Source organism: Swaminathania salitolerans, from assembly GCF_007988945.1.
GTDB classification, from domain to species: Bacteria; Pseudomonadota; Alphaproteobacteria; order Acetobacterales; family Acetobacteraceae; genus Swaminathania; species Swaminathania salitolerans.
On the sequence record NZ_BJVC01000001.1, the window covers coordinates 816,492 to 831,834 of the forward strand.

The following is a 15,343-nucleotide window of genomic DNA, read 5'->3' on the forward strand; positions in this document are numbered from 1 at the left end:
GACGTTCAGCACCTGGATCGAGGCGCCATGACCGTTCTGGAACGACAGGAAAGCGGATGTGACGCAGGGGAGAAAGCCGCCCCCTGCCGCTGGAGGCGCCTTGCTTCGCGGGTTCCGGCCCTGATCGGGCTGGTTCTTCTGGTTGCGGCGGTCTTCGTGATCCAGAAGGAGCTCAAGACGCTCTCCCTGGCCGAGATCCGTCATGCACTCGGGGCGATCTCACCCGAGGCGCTGCTTGCCGGGGCCGGTTGCACCTTCCTGTCCTATTTCATCCTGTCGTTCTACGATCGGCTCGCCTGTCTGCATATCGGCGCGAAACAGTCCTTTCTGAGGACCGCGTTCGCTGCGTTCTGCTCCTATGTGCTCTCCCATAATCTGGGGTGTTCGGCGATATCGGGGGCGGCGGTACGGTTCCGGCTCTATCGCAACTGGGGCGTTTCCGCCGGGGGAATCGCGCAGATCATCGCGTTCTGCTCGACCACCTATCTGCTCGGCGCGCTTGCTCTCATAGGGGGCGTGCTTCTGCTCGAACCCGCGCATATCCCCCTGATCGATCACCTCCCGCATGTGCTTCTCAGGGTCGGGGGCGCTGCGGCCTGGCTCGCCGTGCTCGGCTATCTCGCCGTTTCGATCCGGTACCGCCAGTTGCGGATCTGGCGCTATACGCTCGAGGTACCCCGCTTCCCCGTGGCGATCGCCCAGGTTTTCGTCAGTGCGGCCGACATGGCCGCGACTGCGCTGATCGCCTATGTCCTCCTGCCTCCGACTGTCGCCATCGGATTCGACGCGTTTCTCGCGATCTATATCGCGGCCTATACGGCCGGGCTCGTGGCGAGCGTTCCGGGAGGGCTCGGGGTTTTCGACGGCGCGATGCTTCTCGCACTCGGCCCCTATATGCCGACGCCGCAGATCCTCGGCGTCATTCTCACGTTCCGGCTCTTCTATTACATTATCCCGCTGGTTCTTGCCGGAACGATGTTCGCCGCACATGAATTGTTCCTGCGCGGCGACGCGGCCTGGGCCAGACGGCGCGGCGCGGGCGTTGCGGGCGCGCTTCCCCGCAGGCCAAGCCAGGTGGTGCGCGAATCCGAGGCCGATTTCTCGGTGACCGTGGCCACGGGGATCGTCGCGGGCACGGGCATTCTTCTGGTGTTCTATGCCGTGGCGGTTCCGGCCCCTCTGGTCGGTTCGTCCTTCATGCATCTTCTGCTGCAGATGGCCGAGTTTCTTCTGTGCCTGACAGGCGTCATGCTCGTCGGGGTGGCCGCCGGTCTGGCCCAGCGCGTGACCGCAGCATGGCGATCGGCCCTGCTGCTGCTCGGTCTTGCGATCCCGCTGATCCTCCTGCGTCAGGGAGCACTGGTCATTCCCCTCGGGCTCATGTTCGTGATGTTTCTCATCGCGCCGTTCCGGGCCTGCTATTACCGCAAGGCACGCCTCTTTTCGGAGCCGATGAGTCCGACGCTCGTCGCTCCTGTTTCTCTCTGGATCGTCAGTCTGGCCAGTGTCGGACTTTTCGCCCTTCGTCATCATCTCGGTCACGCATGGTGGCGGTCCCTGATATACGACGCCCATACTTCGGTCGTGCGCTGGGCGCTGGGCATATCGGCGCTTTTCGGTATCATAGCGATCGTCCAGATGCTCAGGCGCTCCCATATTCTGGTGCGTCCATGGAACGGCGAGAGCGAGACCCTCTACCGCAATCTGGCCCATGCGCTCGACGAGCTCGGGCCGCGGCGGCCGAGCGGCCTTCTGCTCAACGATAACGGTCGGGCAGGGATACCCTTCTTCAGAACGGGTCAGTTCATTATCGGCGTTGGCGACCCGGCGGGCGCGGAGCTCGACTGCATCGCCGCGATCTGGCGCCTGCGCGATCTCGCCCTCGAGGAGGGACGTCATCCGGTTTTCATCAGGGTCGGTCAGGCGCTTCTGGGCGTCTATCACGATATTGGCATGACGCTTTGTCCGAACGGTCCGGGCGAGACCGGCGCCGTCTGTTGTCTTGCCCAGGATCTTCAGGACGTCAGAGCCGTTCTGGGCAGTGAGCACAGGCGGTTGAAGCGTATGCTGAATTCGCAGAGCTTTCTGGCGGTCAAGGCGAGGAGCGGGCAGACGCACTGATGCAACTTCCGCAGGTTCTCGCTCATCCGGTCGTGTTCAGGGACGTGGTCGGCATCTGGCTGATGGCGTATTCGGCCCTGTTCTCGATCCTGAATCCCATCGGTGCCTCGCTGATCTTCGCCCAGGCAACGATGGATGCGCCGAGACGGGATATTCTGGTGCTCGCTCGCAATGTCGGGCTTTACGGGTTCATGATCCTGATCGTCTCCATCTGGTTCGGGGGATGGATCCTGAGCTTCTTCGGGATTTCCATCGACGCTTTGCGCGTCTCGGGAGGGCTGGTCGTCGCTTCCTGGGCCTGGTCCCTCCTTCTGGCGCCTGAAGAAAGCGAAGCCAGAAAACAGCGTCAGGTGCTCGACCACAAGCGGGAATCGCCGCGTTCGGAGCTGGCGGATCGGGCCTTTTTCCCCCTTACCATGCCTTTCACGGTCGGCCCGGGCGGCATCGCTGTTGCGATCGCGCTCAGCTCCGGCGGAACGCTCGGGACATCGCCGGGCAGTTTCGAGCTGGGATTGCTGCTTGCGGCACTGAGTATCGCGATGACGATCGTCATCGTTTACAGCTATGCGGACCGGATCGTGACCGCATTGGGCAGAACCGGCGCGCGGATCGTGAGTCGGCTTGCGGCGCTCATTCTTCTGTGTATCGGTATCCAGATTCTCTTCGTCGGGCTGCAGGGCTTCGCCGTTTCCGTCATGCGCCATATCCACGAGATTTCCTGAGGCGCATTCTGCCGAGGAGGCAGAGGGATACTTCCGGACCTGCCCGAAAAGGGGTTCAGGCGAGGGCTTTGCGGATTTCGTCCCTCAGGGCCGGGATGACATCCTCCTGGAACCAGGGCGATTTGCGCTCCCATACACCTGTGCGCCAGGAAGGATGGGGAAGCGGAAAATAGCGTGGCAGATAGTCCCGGAATGCCCGGACGCGGGCGGAGACGGACCCGCGTCCGAGCGTGTAATCCTGGCTGTAACTCCCGACCAGAAGAATCAGCCTCAGGTCCCGCAGATGCGCGAGGATCTCGTCACGCCAGGCCGGCGCACATTCGGGGCGGGGCGGCTTGTCTCCGCCATTGGGAAGACGACCCGGATAGCACAGGCCCATCGGCAGGATGGCGACCTTGCCGGTGTCGTAGAACGTATCTTCCGACAATCCCATCCAGCCCCGCAGGCGACGCCCGGAGGGATCGTAGAAGGATTTGCCGCTCTCATGGGCGATCCGGCCGGGCGCCTGACTCGCGATCAGGATACGGGAACGGGGGGAGACGTGAATGAGCGGGCGCGGGCCGAGGGGCAGCTCGGACGCGCAGATCGTGCATTGTCTCACGCGCTGGACGAGGGCTTCGAGCGTCTCGTTCAAAAGGCAAATCCGCCGGGTTCTCCGGGCATGACGGACATACCGGCTGGCGCAGATATCCCGCCGGAAAACGGATATTCGGCACAGCTTTCGTAAACGGGCGCGTCATGCGAGCGATGCGAGCGGAACAATGTGAAATGCCCGATCGTGGCGGGGGTGCCGCGCATGAGATTATGACCCTGCATCCACTGGATGGTTTCCGCGTCGGGCGCGCCCCCGAGGGCGGCAAGAGCGATATGGGGCTGGAACCGTTTTTTCTCTGCCGGCAAACCGGCGCGTCGGAGGGCTGTCTCTATCCTCGACTGGAGACGCGCGAGCGCGTCGGACGGCCTGACACCCGCCCAGAGCCTCGCTCTTGCTGGGAGTGTCGATATCCCGACGCCGCTTGGTTCTATCGCGAACGCTGCGCCCTCCACAGAGGCGAGCGCATGATCGATTTCCTCCAGCAGCGGTCTGCTGGTGATATCGCCGATGAATCTGAGGGTGAGATGATAGGTTTCCGGTGGATACCACGTCACGCCGGGGATGGGACGGCGGAGGGAAGAGAGAAGGCGCCTGTGTTCGCCGGAGAGATCGAGCGCGGCAAAAAGTCGCATCGGCAAGGATCCTGCGTCCTGTGGGGGCCCCGTGCCGGAGACGGGGCTCGGGGAGGATAGCCCGGTCATGTCTTATCAAAAAAGTGGAATGATCGGAGGTGTTGACGGTATAACGGGAAAAGTAACGCGTGAGAGCGCGCGGGTTTCGGCCCGTCGGCGTTCGTATCGTACAATGTCTGGCGCGCCGGTTCGACTTGACCCTCATTTCAAAAGCGCCACATTGAGAGAACAAAAGGCCAATCGGGCCAGATTTCAGGAAAGGGTGTCATGGCTTTCGCTCCAAAATTTCGGTCTAGCGATCCTTCTCGCAATGCAGGGACCGCCAGTTTCGAGACGGTCGATGCCGGGTTGCGCGCCTACATGCTTCGCGTGTTCAACTGGATGACGGTCGGGCTTCTCGTCACCGGCGGGGTCGCCTATGCGATCGCGGAAACACCGCTCGGCGAGGCATTCTACCATCAGGTCTATACGTCGAATGGCGTCATGGTCAGGCCGACAGGGCTCGGGATGCTGACGATCTTCGCGCCGCTCGTCTTCGTTATGGTCATGTCCTTCGGGGTCAATCGACTGTCCCGTCAGGCCGCACAGGCCCTGTTCTGGGGATTTTGTGCCGTCATGGGGGCAAGCCTGTCGAATATCCTGCTCGTCTATACGCATACATCGGTCGCGCGGGCCTTTTTCGTGACCGCGGCAACCTTCGGCGCGATGTCGCTCTGGGGATACACCACCAAGAAGGATCTGAGCTCGCTCGGTTCGTTCCTGTTCATGGGTCTGATCGGGCTCGTGATCGCGAGTGTCGTGAACATCTTCCTGCACAGCGCCGCGATGGGGTTCATCGTCAGCGTGATCGGCGTGGGTCTCTTCACGCTTCTGACCGCGTTCGATACGCAGCGTATCCGTTCGACTTACCAGTATTATCTGGCTTATGTCGGGCCAGAGGAAATGGCGAAACGCAGTGTTTACGATGCGCTTTCGCTCTATCTCAACTTCATCAATCTCTTTACTTTTCTTCTGCAGTTCATGGGTGTCCGGAATAACAATAACGGATAAACCAAGTACAGAATGCGGTTATTATTTCGAGGGGTGTGCGGACAGCACGCCCCTTTTTATGTTTATCAAGACTATTTCAGTCTGGTTAACTTGCGATTTCTATCTGAACCGAATCTAAAAAATAGGCAATGAAACCGCGCAAAAAATGGTTTCCAGCCGCTAAGTCACTGAAACTGCGCGAGAAGACTTGTGGTGAAAATGTGAACATGGCTTGGAAAAGTCATGATGAACGCTTGCTTTGCGATCCGAACGGGCGGAAACAACAAGGCAGAGCCGGGTACCGATATCCGGCGTGCAGGCGGTCGGTCGGTCATGCGATCGATCCGGTCGCCGAAGCAAAGGCGAGGCAACGATGGCGCTGATCGCAGCCGGAGGCTCCGGGCTGACGGCAAACGTAACGTTACATCTTCGTGCGAGGTTTCTCGTGCGGAAATGTCATGGCGCGGAGCGGGCGGTTCCATCAACTGAGATAGGAGAGATGGATGACATCCCCTGAAGGTGTTGTCGCCATGATCGACCAGACCGGGGTCGGAGTGTGCGGCCACATGGCGCAGCCACGAAGCCTGACGACCGGTTCAACGAGCGGGGCGAACAATGAAAAATAGACTCATGCCGAGATTGCGGCGGCTTCTGCCGCTCACGCCGGCACTTCTGCTGACAGGCTGTACTGTGGATCTGCTCGATCCGCGCGGCCCTGTCGGACTTGAAAACCGCAATGTCATCCTGATCGAACTGGGTGTGATGCTCTGCATCGTCATCCCGGTCATCATCATGACTCTGGTTTTCGCCTGGAAATATCGCGAATCCAACAGCTCGGCCGAATATCTGCCGAACTGGGATCACTCCACGAAGATCGAGTTCTTCGTCTGGGGCGTTCCGGCTGTCGTGATCGTGATCCTCGGTGCGATCGCAATCTGGACGAGCTACACGCTCGACCCGTACCGCCCGCTGCACAGCGCAGAGGCCGCCGGTCGCAAGCCCCTGAACGTCGAAGTGGTCGCACTCGACTGGAAGTGGCTGTTCATCTATCCGGATCAGGGCATCGCCACCGTCAACCAGCTTGCCGTGCCGGTCGATACCCCCATCAATTTCCGCATCACGTCCGACTCGGTGATGACGTCCTTCTTCATCCCGCGCCTCGGTTCGCAGATCTATGCGATGGCCGGAATGCAGACGCAGCTTCATCTGCTGGCCAGCGCGCCGGGCGATTATCGCGGTGAGGCCGCCCATTATTCGGGTCGCGGTTTCTCCGACATGAAGTTCCGCACGCTCGCGATGACGGATGACGACTTCAATCAGTGGGTCGACAAGGTCAAGGCGTCGCCGGAAACGCTGGACGCAGCCGATTATCCCCAGGTGGCAGCACCGCAGGAAGCTGCACCCGTCAGATATTTCGCGCATGTCGAGCCTAACCTCTTCGACGGTATCGTCGCCAAGTACAACAACGGCACGGTCATCGACAAATCGACGGGTCAGGTCCTGCACATGCAGTCCGCCATGTCCGACATGCAGATGAAGGAATAGGGACACATGCTAGGTAAGTTAACCCTTTCGGCGATCCCGCTGGATGTGCCCATTCTTGTCGGCACGTTCACTGGCGTGGTCATCGTCGCACTCGCCGTGCTCGGCGCCATCACCTATTTCGGGAAATGGGGCTATCTCTGGCGCGAGTGGCTGACCTCGGTCGATCACAAGCGTCTCGGTATCATGTATATCGTGCTCGCGCTCGTCATGCTCTTCCGCGGCTTTGCCGATGCGATCATGATGCGCAGTCAGCTCGCTCTGGCCTATGCCGGCAACCCGGGCTATCTGCCCCCGCACCATTACGACCAGATCTTCTCCGCTCATGGCACCATCATGATCTTCTTCATGGCCATGGCGTTCATGACGGGTCTGCTCAACGTCATCGTGCCGCTGCAGATCGGCGCACGCGACGTGGCGTTTCCGTTCCTGAACTCGCTGAGCTTCTGGATGACCACGATCAGTGCGGTTCTGATCAACGTCTCGCTCTTCATCGGTGAATTCGCCCAGTGCGGCTGGCTGGTCTATCCGCCTCTGTCCGAGCAGCAGTTCAGCCCTGGCGTCGGTGTGGATTACTACATCTGGGCCGTGCAGCTTGCCGGTGTCGGTACCTTGCTGACAGGCGTGAACTTCTTCGTCACCATCGTGAAGATGCGCGCTCCGGGCATGGGCTGGATGCAGCTCCCCGTTTTCACCTGGACGGCTTTCGTCACGGTCGTTCTGATCATGGCGGTCTTCCCGGTCCTGACGGTCACCCTGGCCGAGCTCGCGCTCGACCGTTATCTGGGCATGCACTTCTTCACCAATTATGGCGGCGGCAGCGTTCAGCTGTATCTCTCGCTCATCTGGACGTGGGGTCACCCGGAAGTCTACATTCTGGTTCTGCCCGCATTCGGCGTGTTCTCGGAAATCACCCAGACATTCTCGCGCAAGCCGCTCTTCGGCTATCGCGTGATGGTCTACGCCACGCTCGCGATCGGCGTTCTGTCCTTCATCGTCTGGGCTCACCATTTCTTCACCATGGGCGCAGGCCCGAACGTCAACGCCTTCTTCGGTGTTGCCACGATGATCATCGCCGTCCCCACGGGCGTGAAGATCTTCAACTGGCTGTTCACCATGTACAAGGGCCGTATCCAGTTCAACGGCATCATGTACTGGGTCATCGGCTTCATGATCACCTTCTCCATCGGTGGCATGACCGGCGTCATGATGGCGATGCCTGCGGCCGACTTCGTGCTGCATAACTCGCTGTTCCTGATCGCCCACTTCCACAACGTCATCATCGGCGGTGTGTATTTCGGCTATGTCGCAGGGCTGAACTTCTGGTGGCCGAAGGTGCTCGGCTTCAAGATGAACGAATCCTGGGGCAAGCGCGCCTTCTGGTGCTGGTTCATCGGCTTCTATCTTGCATTCGTGCCGCTCTATATCGCCGGCTTCGAGGGCATGACCCGTCGTATGAACCATTACGACAATGCCGACTGGCACGTTCAGATGCTGATCGCGAGCTTCGGCGCCGCTGTCATCGCTGTCGGTGTCGTCTGCCAGCTGATGCAGATCTACGTCTCGATCCGCGATCGCAATCTCCCCGAGAGTCGCGATTTCACGGGCGATCCGTGGAATGCCCGTACGCTCGAATGGTCCATCTCCTCCCCGCCGCCTGCCTATAACTTCGCAGTGGTGCCGGATGTTCACGGTCTGGACACGTTCCACACCGAGAAGCAGATCGGCCGTCGCAGCTATGAGGGCAAGACCCTGACCCCGATCCACATGCCGAAGAACACGGCTGCCGGCTTCTTCGTCGGTGCCTTCAGCTTCGTCCTCGGGTTCTCGGCGATCTGGTACATCTGGTGGCTCGCCGCGCTGGCCCTGATCGGCATCTTCGCTACGGTCATCCTGCGCAGCTTCAACAATGATGTGGATTACTACGTCCCGGTCAGCGAAATCGAACGCGACCAGGCCAAGTATGTCCGCTCGCTGACAGCACAGGCGGCAGAATAAAAATGGCAAACATATCCGCAACGCCGCACGGTACGGCACATGGTATCGACGACCACGAACACCATCACACGAATAATGTGTTCGGGTTCTGGGTCTATCTGATGACGGACTGCGTTCTTTTCGGAACGCTGTTCGCGACCTTCGCCGTTCTGCGTACGCAGTTCGCCGGAGGCCCGACGGGCAAGGAGCTGTTCGAACTGAACGGGGTAGGGCTGGAAACAGCCCTCCTCCTGCTCAGCTCGATCACATTCGGCTTCGGGATGCTCTCGGCCTATGCACGCAAGCAGGGGGCCATGCTCGCATGGCTCGCAGTCACCTTCCTGCTGGGGCTCGGGTTCCTCGTTCTCGAAGTGCGCGAATTCGCTCACCTCATCCATGAAGGGGCCGGTCCCGACCGCTCCGCGTTCCTCTCGGCGTTCTTCACGCTGGTTGCGACGCACGGGCTTCACGTGACCTGCGGTCTCATCTGGATTGTCGTTCTGATGGTTCAGAGCTTCAGCTCGCAGGCCTTCAGCACACGCTATATGGACAAGCTCCAGTGCCTGAGCCTCTTCTGGCACTTCCTGGATATCGTCTGGATCTGCGTGTTCACCTTCGTTTATCTGTTGAGTGTGATCTGATGAGCCAAGCATCGACCCATCAACACGAAGGCGAGTCTCACGGCAGCTTCGCCTCGTACATCATCGGCTTCGTGATTGCGGCCATCCTGACGGTTGCGGCTTTCGCAATCGTCGAGATGCACCTCATGAGCCCGGGCATGACCTTCGGTGTCATAACGGCCCTGGCTGTGGTCCAGATCTTCGTGCATCTGGTCTACTTCCTGCACATGAACAGCAGCTCGAGCCAGTCCTGGAACAACACGGCATTCGCCTTTGCCGTCATCTGCGTCCTGATCATCGTCGGTGGAACGGTCTTCATCATCCACGATGTCAGCATGAACATGATGTCGCGCTAGGCTCTGCCCAGCCGGTCCGATCCCCCCGGGGGTCGGACCTTTCCGGTTACAACCCCGGACAAAAAAAGCCCGGAGGGATCATCCTCCGGGCTTTTTCGTGTTCTGCAGGAAGCTGAAGCGCATCAGTCCTTGTGCGGCTCGGGAGAGAGCATCTCCTCCTTGCCCGGCTTGTCCTTCCATTCATCCGCATCGGGCATCGCATCGATCTTGCGGGTCAGGTTCGGCCAGAGTTCGGCGTATTTGCGATTGACTTCGAGCCAGGGGGTCGCGCGGTCGTCGCTGTCGGGCACGATGGCTTCGGCAGGGCATTCCGGTTCGCAGACGCCGCAATCGATGCATTCGTCGGGCTTGATCACCAGGAAGTTCTCGCCTGCATAGAAGCAATCGACCGGGCAGACCTCCACACAATCCGTATATTTGCAGCGGATGCAGTTTTCGGTGACCACATAGGCCATTGGTGTCTCCGATCGTAAGCTGGGGCCCGAAGGCCCGGACCGTCCCCCGCGGGGCTGAGAGAGACCCCGTGCGGGCGTATCCTAAAGAGGGATGCCGCAGATAGGCGGAACTTTCCTTGTCTGGCAAGCATATGTTTGCGTCAGACAGCGTTATCCCGGCCTAGTGTGCCCCATTTTCAAGCACAATTTCATAAAGCCGGGCGGCCTCTTGCGCATTTCCCCGACGCTCGGCGAGGGCGAGAACCCGCCATATCCGCACCTCGTGGCCCGGATGACCCGGCAGGCCCAGGACATCGCCGATCCGGACCCTGGCGTGCGGCTTGGTCGTGACCTGCCGGTTGAGGCGGACACGTCCTTTCTCGATCAGTCGCGCGCATTCCTGTCTCTGTCGGCACAGGCGGGCATGCCAGAGCCACAGATCCAGACGCTGGTAGTCCGGGACGCTCATCGGGTGGCACCCGATCTGCGCGTCAGTCCGGCGAGCACTGCAAAGGGGCTGTCCGGCTCGCGGGGGCGTGGCGGTCTCTTCCCCTTGTCGTGGCGGACGCGTCCATGGCGCAGCGATCCGAGAATCATGAAAGGGGCAGGGGGACCGTATTGCCCGGGTGCCGGTGTGGCGGCAGGTCTTGTCCTGACCGGCATGTCGCTTAGGATCTGCAGGAGCAAAGACGGCTTGATGCCGAACCGCGAAGCCAGATCCCGCGGCAGGGGGCTCGGTCCGCCACGCACCGTATGTCGCACCGTCTCGAGAAGACGTTCGTAACGGTCGAGGCGCATCCTGACTCCACCGACCGGCACCCAGCCCAGAGCCGACAGCATGGCGTCACCGAGGCCGGGCAGGGTGGTTCGCGTCGCATCATATGCGGGAACGGGTTTCTGGAGCCAGAGGGCGATCAGTCTGGCGCGCAGGGCCATGGGAGCCGGTTTGAGCAGCGCCGGCATGAAGACTGCCCGGCTGCCGACCAGAATTCCGAGTTTTTTCATGCGACTGCGATCCTGATGGGGATGAAGATCGGGCTCGCCGGGCAAAAGCGGAGCGACGCCTCCGTTCTCGATAAGGCGATGCGTCACCCCGCGCAGCGCGGCCGAAGGCCCTGCAACCGCATCGAGCGCAAAGAGCGGTGCGAGAATGCGTCTGATTTCGGCATGGCTGAACCGTACGAGACGCTCCCTGACCTGATCGCGCTGTCTGGAATCCGAGAACTCGCCGCCGGGAATCGTTACCCCGGGAGCGAGCAGGCTGCTGCCACGCGCCAGACGGGCGATCTCGACATCGTTCCAGCTGAGCATACCGCTTTCGGGTGAAAGACCGAACGCCGTGTCCTCGGCGTCGACCAGGGCGCGCACCCTGCGCGGAATCTCGTGCAGCAAGGCCCGGCGCCCCGCCCGCAGCATCAGTTTGCGCTCGGGGAGATCCTCCTCGCGATCGGGGCGGAGCGTGAATCCCTCGATGGTGCCGACTGCGTGTCCCTCGACGATGACCTGCCCGTTCTGCGTGACCGCCGAAAGGAGGTCTCCCGACCCCTCCTGGTCGAGACGACGCAGGAGCGATGTGGCACGTCGATCGACGAAGCGGGCGGTCAGGCGCTCATGCAGGACATCCGAGAGAAGATCCTCGATTTCCCGGGTGCGCTCCTGCCAGTGTCGGGCGCGTCGACTCCATTCGGAACGGGCCGCGACATAGGCGCAGACGCGTATCCCCGTCAGTCGGTGCATGAGTGTGTCGATATCGCCCTCGAGGCGGGAAAACCCGGCGATATGGGAGTCGAACCAGTGGCCCGGTATTTCCCCGTCCTGCTGCAGATGGAGATAGAGCTTCTGGCAAAGCCGCGTGTGCGAATCGTCGCCGAGCTTGCGGAAATCAGGGATCTGGCAGACGTCCCAGAGCAGGCTCGTCGCCTTCTCCCCGCGCGCGGTCTCGAGAATGTCGCGCTCGCCCGCAAGGCTTTCGAGCGTGAGGATATCCGAAGCCGGTCGGCCCGCGACGAGGCCGCGTTGCGGAGGGGGCATGTTCAGACTGGCGAGAAGCGCGCCGGGTGTCGAGAAATCGAGTGCGGCGTTCCGCCAGCTGACCCGCTGCACCGGATCGAAGCGATGCCCCTCGATGGCTTCCACCAGGGTCTCTCCCATGGGGCGGGAGTCGCCAGTGGTGCCGAAGGAGCCATCCTTCATGCCGCGACCGGCGCGGCCTGCGATCTGTGCGCATTCCTGGGCGGTGAGGGGACGAAGCGTCGCGCCGTCGAATTTGGTCAGAGAGGCCAAAGCGACGTGATTGACGTCCATGTTGAGGCCCATGCCGATGGCATCGGTCGCGACAAGATAATCGACATCCTTGTTCTGGTAGAGCTCGACCTGGGCATTGCGCGTGCGTGGCGAGAGCTGCCCCATGATCAGGGCGCAGCCGCCCCGCCTCCTGCGGATGACTTCGGCGATGGCATAGACCTCCGCAGCCGAGAAGGCGACGATGGCCGAGCGGGGCGGAAGTCGCGAGAGCTTGATATGGCCGTCATGGACCAGATGCGAGAGACGGGGGCGGATGTCGATCTCGATCCCCGGAACCAGACGCTGGAGCAGGGGGCGGATCGTCTCGGCCCCGAGAAACAGCGTCTCGACCGCGCCGCGTGCATTCAGCAGGCGATCGGTGAAGACATGGCCGCGATCCGGATCGCTGCTGAGCTGGATCTCGTCGACCGCCAGAAACTCGACCGGCCGCGCCAGAGGCATGGCCTCGGTGGTGCAGGAGAACCATTTCGCCTCGGGTGGGACGATCTTTTCCTCCCCCGTGATCAGGGCGACATGTCTCGCCCCCTTGAGCCGCACCATACGTTCGTAATTTTCCCGGGCGAGAAGCCTGAGGGGAAAACCTATGATTCCGGAGGCATGGGCCAGCATGCGTTCCAGGGCGTAATGCGTCTTGCCGGTATTGGTCGGTCCGAGCACGGCGCGAACGCGGCGGGGCATTGAGTGATGCGGGCGCTTCATGGCCTGATGCTTTCGCAAGGGGACGGGAATTGCAAGACGCGGCCCGGACTGGCACAGCTCGGGGTCTCATGAATCCAGGTGTGAAAGTGGCCGAAATGCGTGATCCGGAACAACTCTGTCTCGTCAGCGAGGGAACGTCCGAAGCGGATACGGCGCGGACCGTACATATCGTGGACGAGGCGACGAACATCAATGATCTGCTCGGGGCCTGTCCGGAGGCGCTGCGGGAAATTCACGGCAGGGAGCAGCCGGGTCGCCTCTATCTCGTGCCGGGAGAGGCGGGAAGTGCGCGCGGGGTGGCCCATGCGGTGTTCGTCTGTGCGACCGACCTACGCGATGCCGCACAGTTCGGCGCGCTCGCAACCGGGCTGCCCGCCGGGCTCTGGCGTCCGTCGATCGGGGCCGAACTCGAAACGCGATGCGGTTTCCTGCAAGAGGATCTCATCCTCGGCTTCTGTATGGGGGCCTATGACTTCGCGATCGGGAGGGATTGCAGCTTCGAGACGAAACTGGTCTGCCCTCCCGGGCCTGTTCCGGCGCCGGCTCTGGCTCTCGCCCGGGCGACATGGCTCGGTCGGGATCTCGTGAACATGCCCGCCAATCTCCTGGGTCCTTCGGAGCTCGCGGCTTCGGCCCGGGACGCTCTCGCAGGGAGAGGGGCCACCTGCACCGTCATCGAGGGAGAGGCGCTGACACGCGCCTATCCCTGCCTTGCCGCTGTCGGGGCAGGAAGCGACCGCCCACCCGTGGTCTTCCATGCGTGCTGGAAGGGAAGTACCGCCGGTGCGGATGCGCCGCTTCTGTCGCTGGTGGGCAAGGGCGTGTGCTTCGATACCGGCGGCTACGATATCAAACCGGCTTCCGGCATGTTGCGCATGAAGAAGGATATGGGTGGCGCAGCCCTGATGCTGGCGCTTGCCTGCGTGATCGTCGAACAGGATCTCCCCATCCGTCTCGAGCTGCGGCTCGGCTGCGTCGAAAACAGCATCTCGGGCCATGCGATGCGTCCGGGCGATATTCTCACCACCCGTGCGGGGCTTACCGTCGAGGTCGGTAATACCGATGCGGAAGGGCGTCTCGTCCTGTGCGATCTGCTCAGCGAGGCCTGCGAGAGCAAGCCGTCCTGGCTTCTGGACGCAGCGACTCTGACCGGCGCGGCGCGTGTCGCCCTCGGTCCGGATCTTCCGGCCCTGTTCACGAATGACGAGAATTTCGGCCGGACCCTGCTCGAGGCAGGGCAATCGGTGGGAGATGCCATGTGGCAATTGCCACTCTGGCATGGTTACGACGCATGGCTCCGCCGAAAAACCGCCAGTCTGGGCAATGTCACCGACAAGCCGATGGCCGGGGCCATTACTGCTGCTTTATTTCTGCAGCACTTCGTATCGGCTGGAACCCGCTGGGTACATATCGACACCTATGCCTGGAACGACTCTGCGAGAACTGGAAAACCCGAGGGAGGAGAGACGCTCGGTCTCAGGGCGCTTCATGCCTCAACATTACGTATGATTAATGAATGAGCAGGGCGCGCGCCATCTACCAGGCTGAGCTTCAACAAAAAGATACTAAACCGATTGCCGAAACGAACCTATATGACCTCGTATCGTTTTACGGTTGCTCGAAGGCTCAGCAACGATAACCGGGAAGTAAACCGGGCCCTTCCTGAGAGCATGCGTAGACAGGACACGCACCCAAGGCGTGGCATCCCCCGAACAACCGCTGGCCGGTCGAGAGCGATCCGGTTTTCCGGTCGGTGAGGGGGTGGCTTACTTGGGCGACGGGTGAGACCACAAGCCGCCGCCTAGTGCGACGCATTTAGGAGTATTTTCATGGCCCAGGCTCAGAACGACCAGATGCTCAACCTTCTGCGTGACACGATCGTCTCCCTCGTGCGCAAGGACGGGCCCGACCTCTCGGCGCGTCAGCTCGGCGTTTTCCTGACCTGTTATCTTCAGGATGGCGCCCATACGGTGCGCGGCCTCGCCCAGGAGCTGAATGTCTCCAAGCCCGCCATCACCCGCGCGCTCGACCGTCTCGGCGAACTCGATCTGGCCCGCCGCAAGGTCGATCCCCTGGATCGCCGTTCGGTCCTCGTGCAGCGCACGCTCAAGGGCTCCGCGTTCCTGCGCGAGATGCGCTCGCTCATGAGCGAGGCCTCAGGCCCGGTGAAGGCGACGACGAAGACGAGCCGCGGCTCCGTCGAGCGCATGAACGTCCGCCGTGTCGCTGGCTGAGTATACATCCCGGTGAAGGCGGGGCGAGGCGCAGGCGTCTCCGCTCCCTCGTTCCCTGATTTCCGGATCCGGTAATCC

14 protein-coding genes are annotated in these 15,343 nt (G+C 61.6%); 9 read left to right on the forward strand and 5 right to left on the reverse strand.

The features are described from left to right. Nucleotides 1-27 precede the first annotated feature (27 nt). Both SSA02_RS03380 and SSA02_RS03385 read left to right on the forward strand, forming a co-directional pair. Nucleotides 28-2,121: a lysylphosphatidylglycerol synthase domain-containing protein gene (locus SSA02_RS03380; protein ID WP_147092467.1), complete on the forward strand. Its 2,094-nt coding sequence runs from the start codon at nt 28-30 to the stop codon at nt 2,119-2,121. Continuing rightward, nucleotides 2,121-2,843, forward strand: a complete 723-nt coding sequence (locus SSA02_RS03385) for a MarC family protein (RefSeq protein WP_147092468.1) — start codon at nt 2,121-2,123, stop codon at nt 2,841-2,843. The genes SSA02_RS03380 and SSA02_RS03385 overlap by 1 nt, the downstream gene beginning before the upstream one ends. A gap of 55 nt (nt 2,844-2,898) precedes the next feature. Here the strand turns inward: SSA02_RS03385 and SSA02_RS03390 are convergent, their stop codons facing one another. Beyond that, nucleotides 2,899-3,477: a uracil-DNA glycosylase family protein gene (locus SSA02_RS03390; protein WP_246103581.1), complete on the reverse strand. Its 579-nt coding sequence runs from the start codon at nt 3,475-3,477 to the stop codon at nt 2,899-2,901. Next, nucleotides 3,474-4,070: an RNA 2',3'-cyclic phosphodiesterase gene (gene thpR / locus SSA02_RS03395; protein ID WP_186807649.1), complete on the reverse strand. Its 597-nt coding sequence runs from the start codon at nt 4,068-4,070 to the stop codon at nt 3,474-3,476. The genes SSA02_RS03390 and thpR overlap by 4 nt, the downstream gene beginning before the upstream one ends. 267 nt (nt 4,071-4,337) lie before the next feature. On the opposite strand from thpR, the gene SSA02_RS03400 reads away from it, so the two are divergent. From SSA02_RS03400 to cyoD, 5 genes are all read left to right on the forward strand, one after another. Next, nucleotides 4,338-5,120: a Bax inhibitor-1/YccA family protein gene (locus SSA02_RS03400; RefSeq protein WP_147092471.1), complete on the forward strand. Its 783-nt coding sequence runs from the start codon at nt 4,338-4,340 to the stop codon at nt 5,118-5,120. 594 nt (nt 5,121-5,714) lie between these two features. Continuing rightward, entirely contained in the window at nt 5,715-6,644 is a 930-nt protein-coding gene (gene cyoA, locus SSA02_RS03405) for a ubiquinol oxidase subunit II (RefSeq protein WP_147092472.1), read from the forward strand. A 6-nt stretch (nt 6,645-6,650) separates the two neighbouring features. Beyond that, nucleotides 6,651-8,639, forward strand: coding sequence for a cytochrome o ubiquinol oxidase subunit I (gene cyoB / locus SSA02_RS03410; RefSeq protein ID WP_147092473.1), 1,989 nt, complete (start codon nt 6,651-6,653; stop codon nt 8,637-8,639). Between the two features lie 2 nt (nt 8,640-8,641). After that, entirely contained in the window at nt 8,642-9,259 is a 618-nt protein-coding gene (cyoC, locus tag SSA02_RS03415) for a cytochrome o ubiquinol oxidase subunit III (RefSeq protein ID WP_147092474.1), read from the forward strand. Continuing rightward, the gene (gene cyoD, locus SSA02_RS03420) at nt 9,259-9,594 is read left to right on the forward strand and encodes a cytochrome o ubiquinol oxidase subunit IV (RefSeq protein WP_147092475.1); all 336 of its coding nucleotides are present in this window, start codon (nt 9,259-9,261) and stop codon (nt 9,592-9,594) included. Before cyoC ends, cyoD begins: the two co-directional genes overlap by 1 nt. 122 nt (nt 9,595-9,716) lie before the next feature. On the opposite strand, the gene fdxA is transcribed toward cyoD, so the two are convergent. The 3 genes from fdxA to SSA02_RS03435 form a co-directional block, all read right to left on the reverse strand. Beyond that, nucleotides 9,717-10,049, reverse strand: a complete 333-nt coding sequence (gene fdxA, locus SSA02_RS03425; protein WP_147092476.1) for a ferredoxin FdxA — start codon at nt 10,047-10,049, stop codon at nt 9,717-9,719. A 160-nt stretch (nt 10,050-10,209) separates the two neighbouring features. Then, nucleotides 10,210-10,497, reverse strand: a complete 288-nt coding sequence (locus SSA02_RS03430; protein WP_147092477.1) for an RNA-binding S4 domain-containing protein — start codon at nt 10,495-10,497, stop codon at nt 10,210-10,212. Further along, nucleotides 10,494-13,031 (reverse strand): helicase-related protein, encoded by a 2,538-nt coding sequence (locus SSA02_RS03435; RefSeq protein WP_246103582.1) that lies wholly within the window; start codon nt 13,029-13,031, stop codon nt 10,494-10,496. The genes SSA02_RS03430 and SSA02_RS03435 overlap by 4 nt, the downstream gene beginning before the upstream one ends. A 95-nt stretch (nt 13,032-13,126) precedes the next feature. Here SSA02_RS03435 and SSA02_RS03440 point away from each other — a divergent pair, with 95 nt between their 5' ends. Then, nucleotides 13,127-14,551 (forward strand): leucyl aminopeptidase family protein, encoded by a 1,425-nt coding sequence (locus SSA02_RS03440; protein WP_147092478.1) that lies wholly within the window; start codon nt 13,127-13,129, stop codon nt 14,549-14,551. A gap of 309 nt (nt 14,552-14,860) precedes the next feature. Beyond that, complete coding sequence (locus SSA02_RS03445) at nt 14,861-15,265, forward strand: MarR family transcriptional regulator (RefSeq protein ID WP_147092479.1); 405 nt, start codon at nt 14,861-14,863, stop codon at nt 15,263-15,265. Nucleotides 15,266-15,343 lie beyond the last annotated feature (78 nt).

What these genes read in the sequence shown, in the direction of transcription:
- SSA02_RS03380 (WP_147092467.1), top strand. Translation starts at nt 28, where the DNA reads ATGACCGTTCTGGAACGACAGGAAAGCGGATGTGACGCAGGGGAGAAA.
- SSA02_RS03385 (WP_147092468.1), top strand. Translation starts at nt 2,121, where the DNA reads ATGCAACTTCCGCAGGTTCTCGCTCATCCGGTCGTGTTCAGGGACGTG.
- thpR (WP_186807649.1), bottom strand. Translation starts at nt 4,070, where the DNA reads ATGCGACTTTTTGCCGCGCTCGATCTCTCCGGCGAACACAGGCGCCTT.
- SSA02_RS03400 (WP_147092471.1), top strand. Translation starts at nt 4,338, where the DNA reads ATGGCTTTCGCTCCAAAATTTCGGTCTAGCGATCCTTCTCGCAATGCA.
- cyoA (WP_147092472.1), top strand. Translation starts at nt 5,715, where the DNA reads ATGAAAAATAGACTCATGCCGAGATTGCGGCGGCTTCTGCCGCTCACG.
- cyoB (WP_147092473.1), top strand. Translation starts at nt 6,651, where the DNA reads ATGCTAGGTAAGTTAACCCTTTCGGCGATCCCGCTGGATGTGCCCATT.
- cyoC (WP_147092474.1), top strand. Translation starts at nt 8,642, where the DNA reads ATGGCAAACATATCCGCAACGCCGCACGGTACGGCACATGGTATCGAC.
- cyoD (WP_147092475.1), top strand. Translation starts at nt 9,259, where the DNA reads ATGAGCCAAGCATCGACCCATCAACACGAAGGCGAGTCTCACGGCAGC.
- fdxA (WP_147092476.1), bottom strand. Translation starts at nt 10,049, where the DNA reads ATGGCCTATGTGGTCACCGAAAACTGCATCCGCTGCAAATATACGGAT.
- SSA02_RS03430 (WP_147092477.1), bottom strand. Translation starts at nt 10,497, where the DNA reads ATGAGCGTCCCGGACTACCAGCGTCTGGATCTGTGGCTCTGGCATGCC.
- SSA02_RS03435 (WP_246103582.1), bottom strand. Translation starts at nt 13,031, where the DNA reads ATGAAGCGCCCGCATCACTCAATGCCCCGCCGCGTTCGCGCCGTGCTC.
- SSA02_RS03440 (WP_147092478.1), top strand. Translation starts at nt 13,127, where the DNA reads ATGCGTGATCCGGAACAACTCTGTCTCGTCAGCGAGGGAACGTCCGAA.
- SSA02_RS03445 (WP_147092479.1), top strand. Translation starts at nt 14,861, where the DNA reads ATGGCCCAGGCTCAGAACGACCAGATGCTCAACCTTCTGCGTGACACG.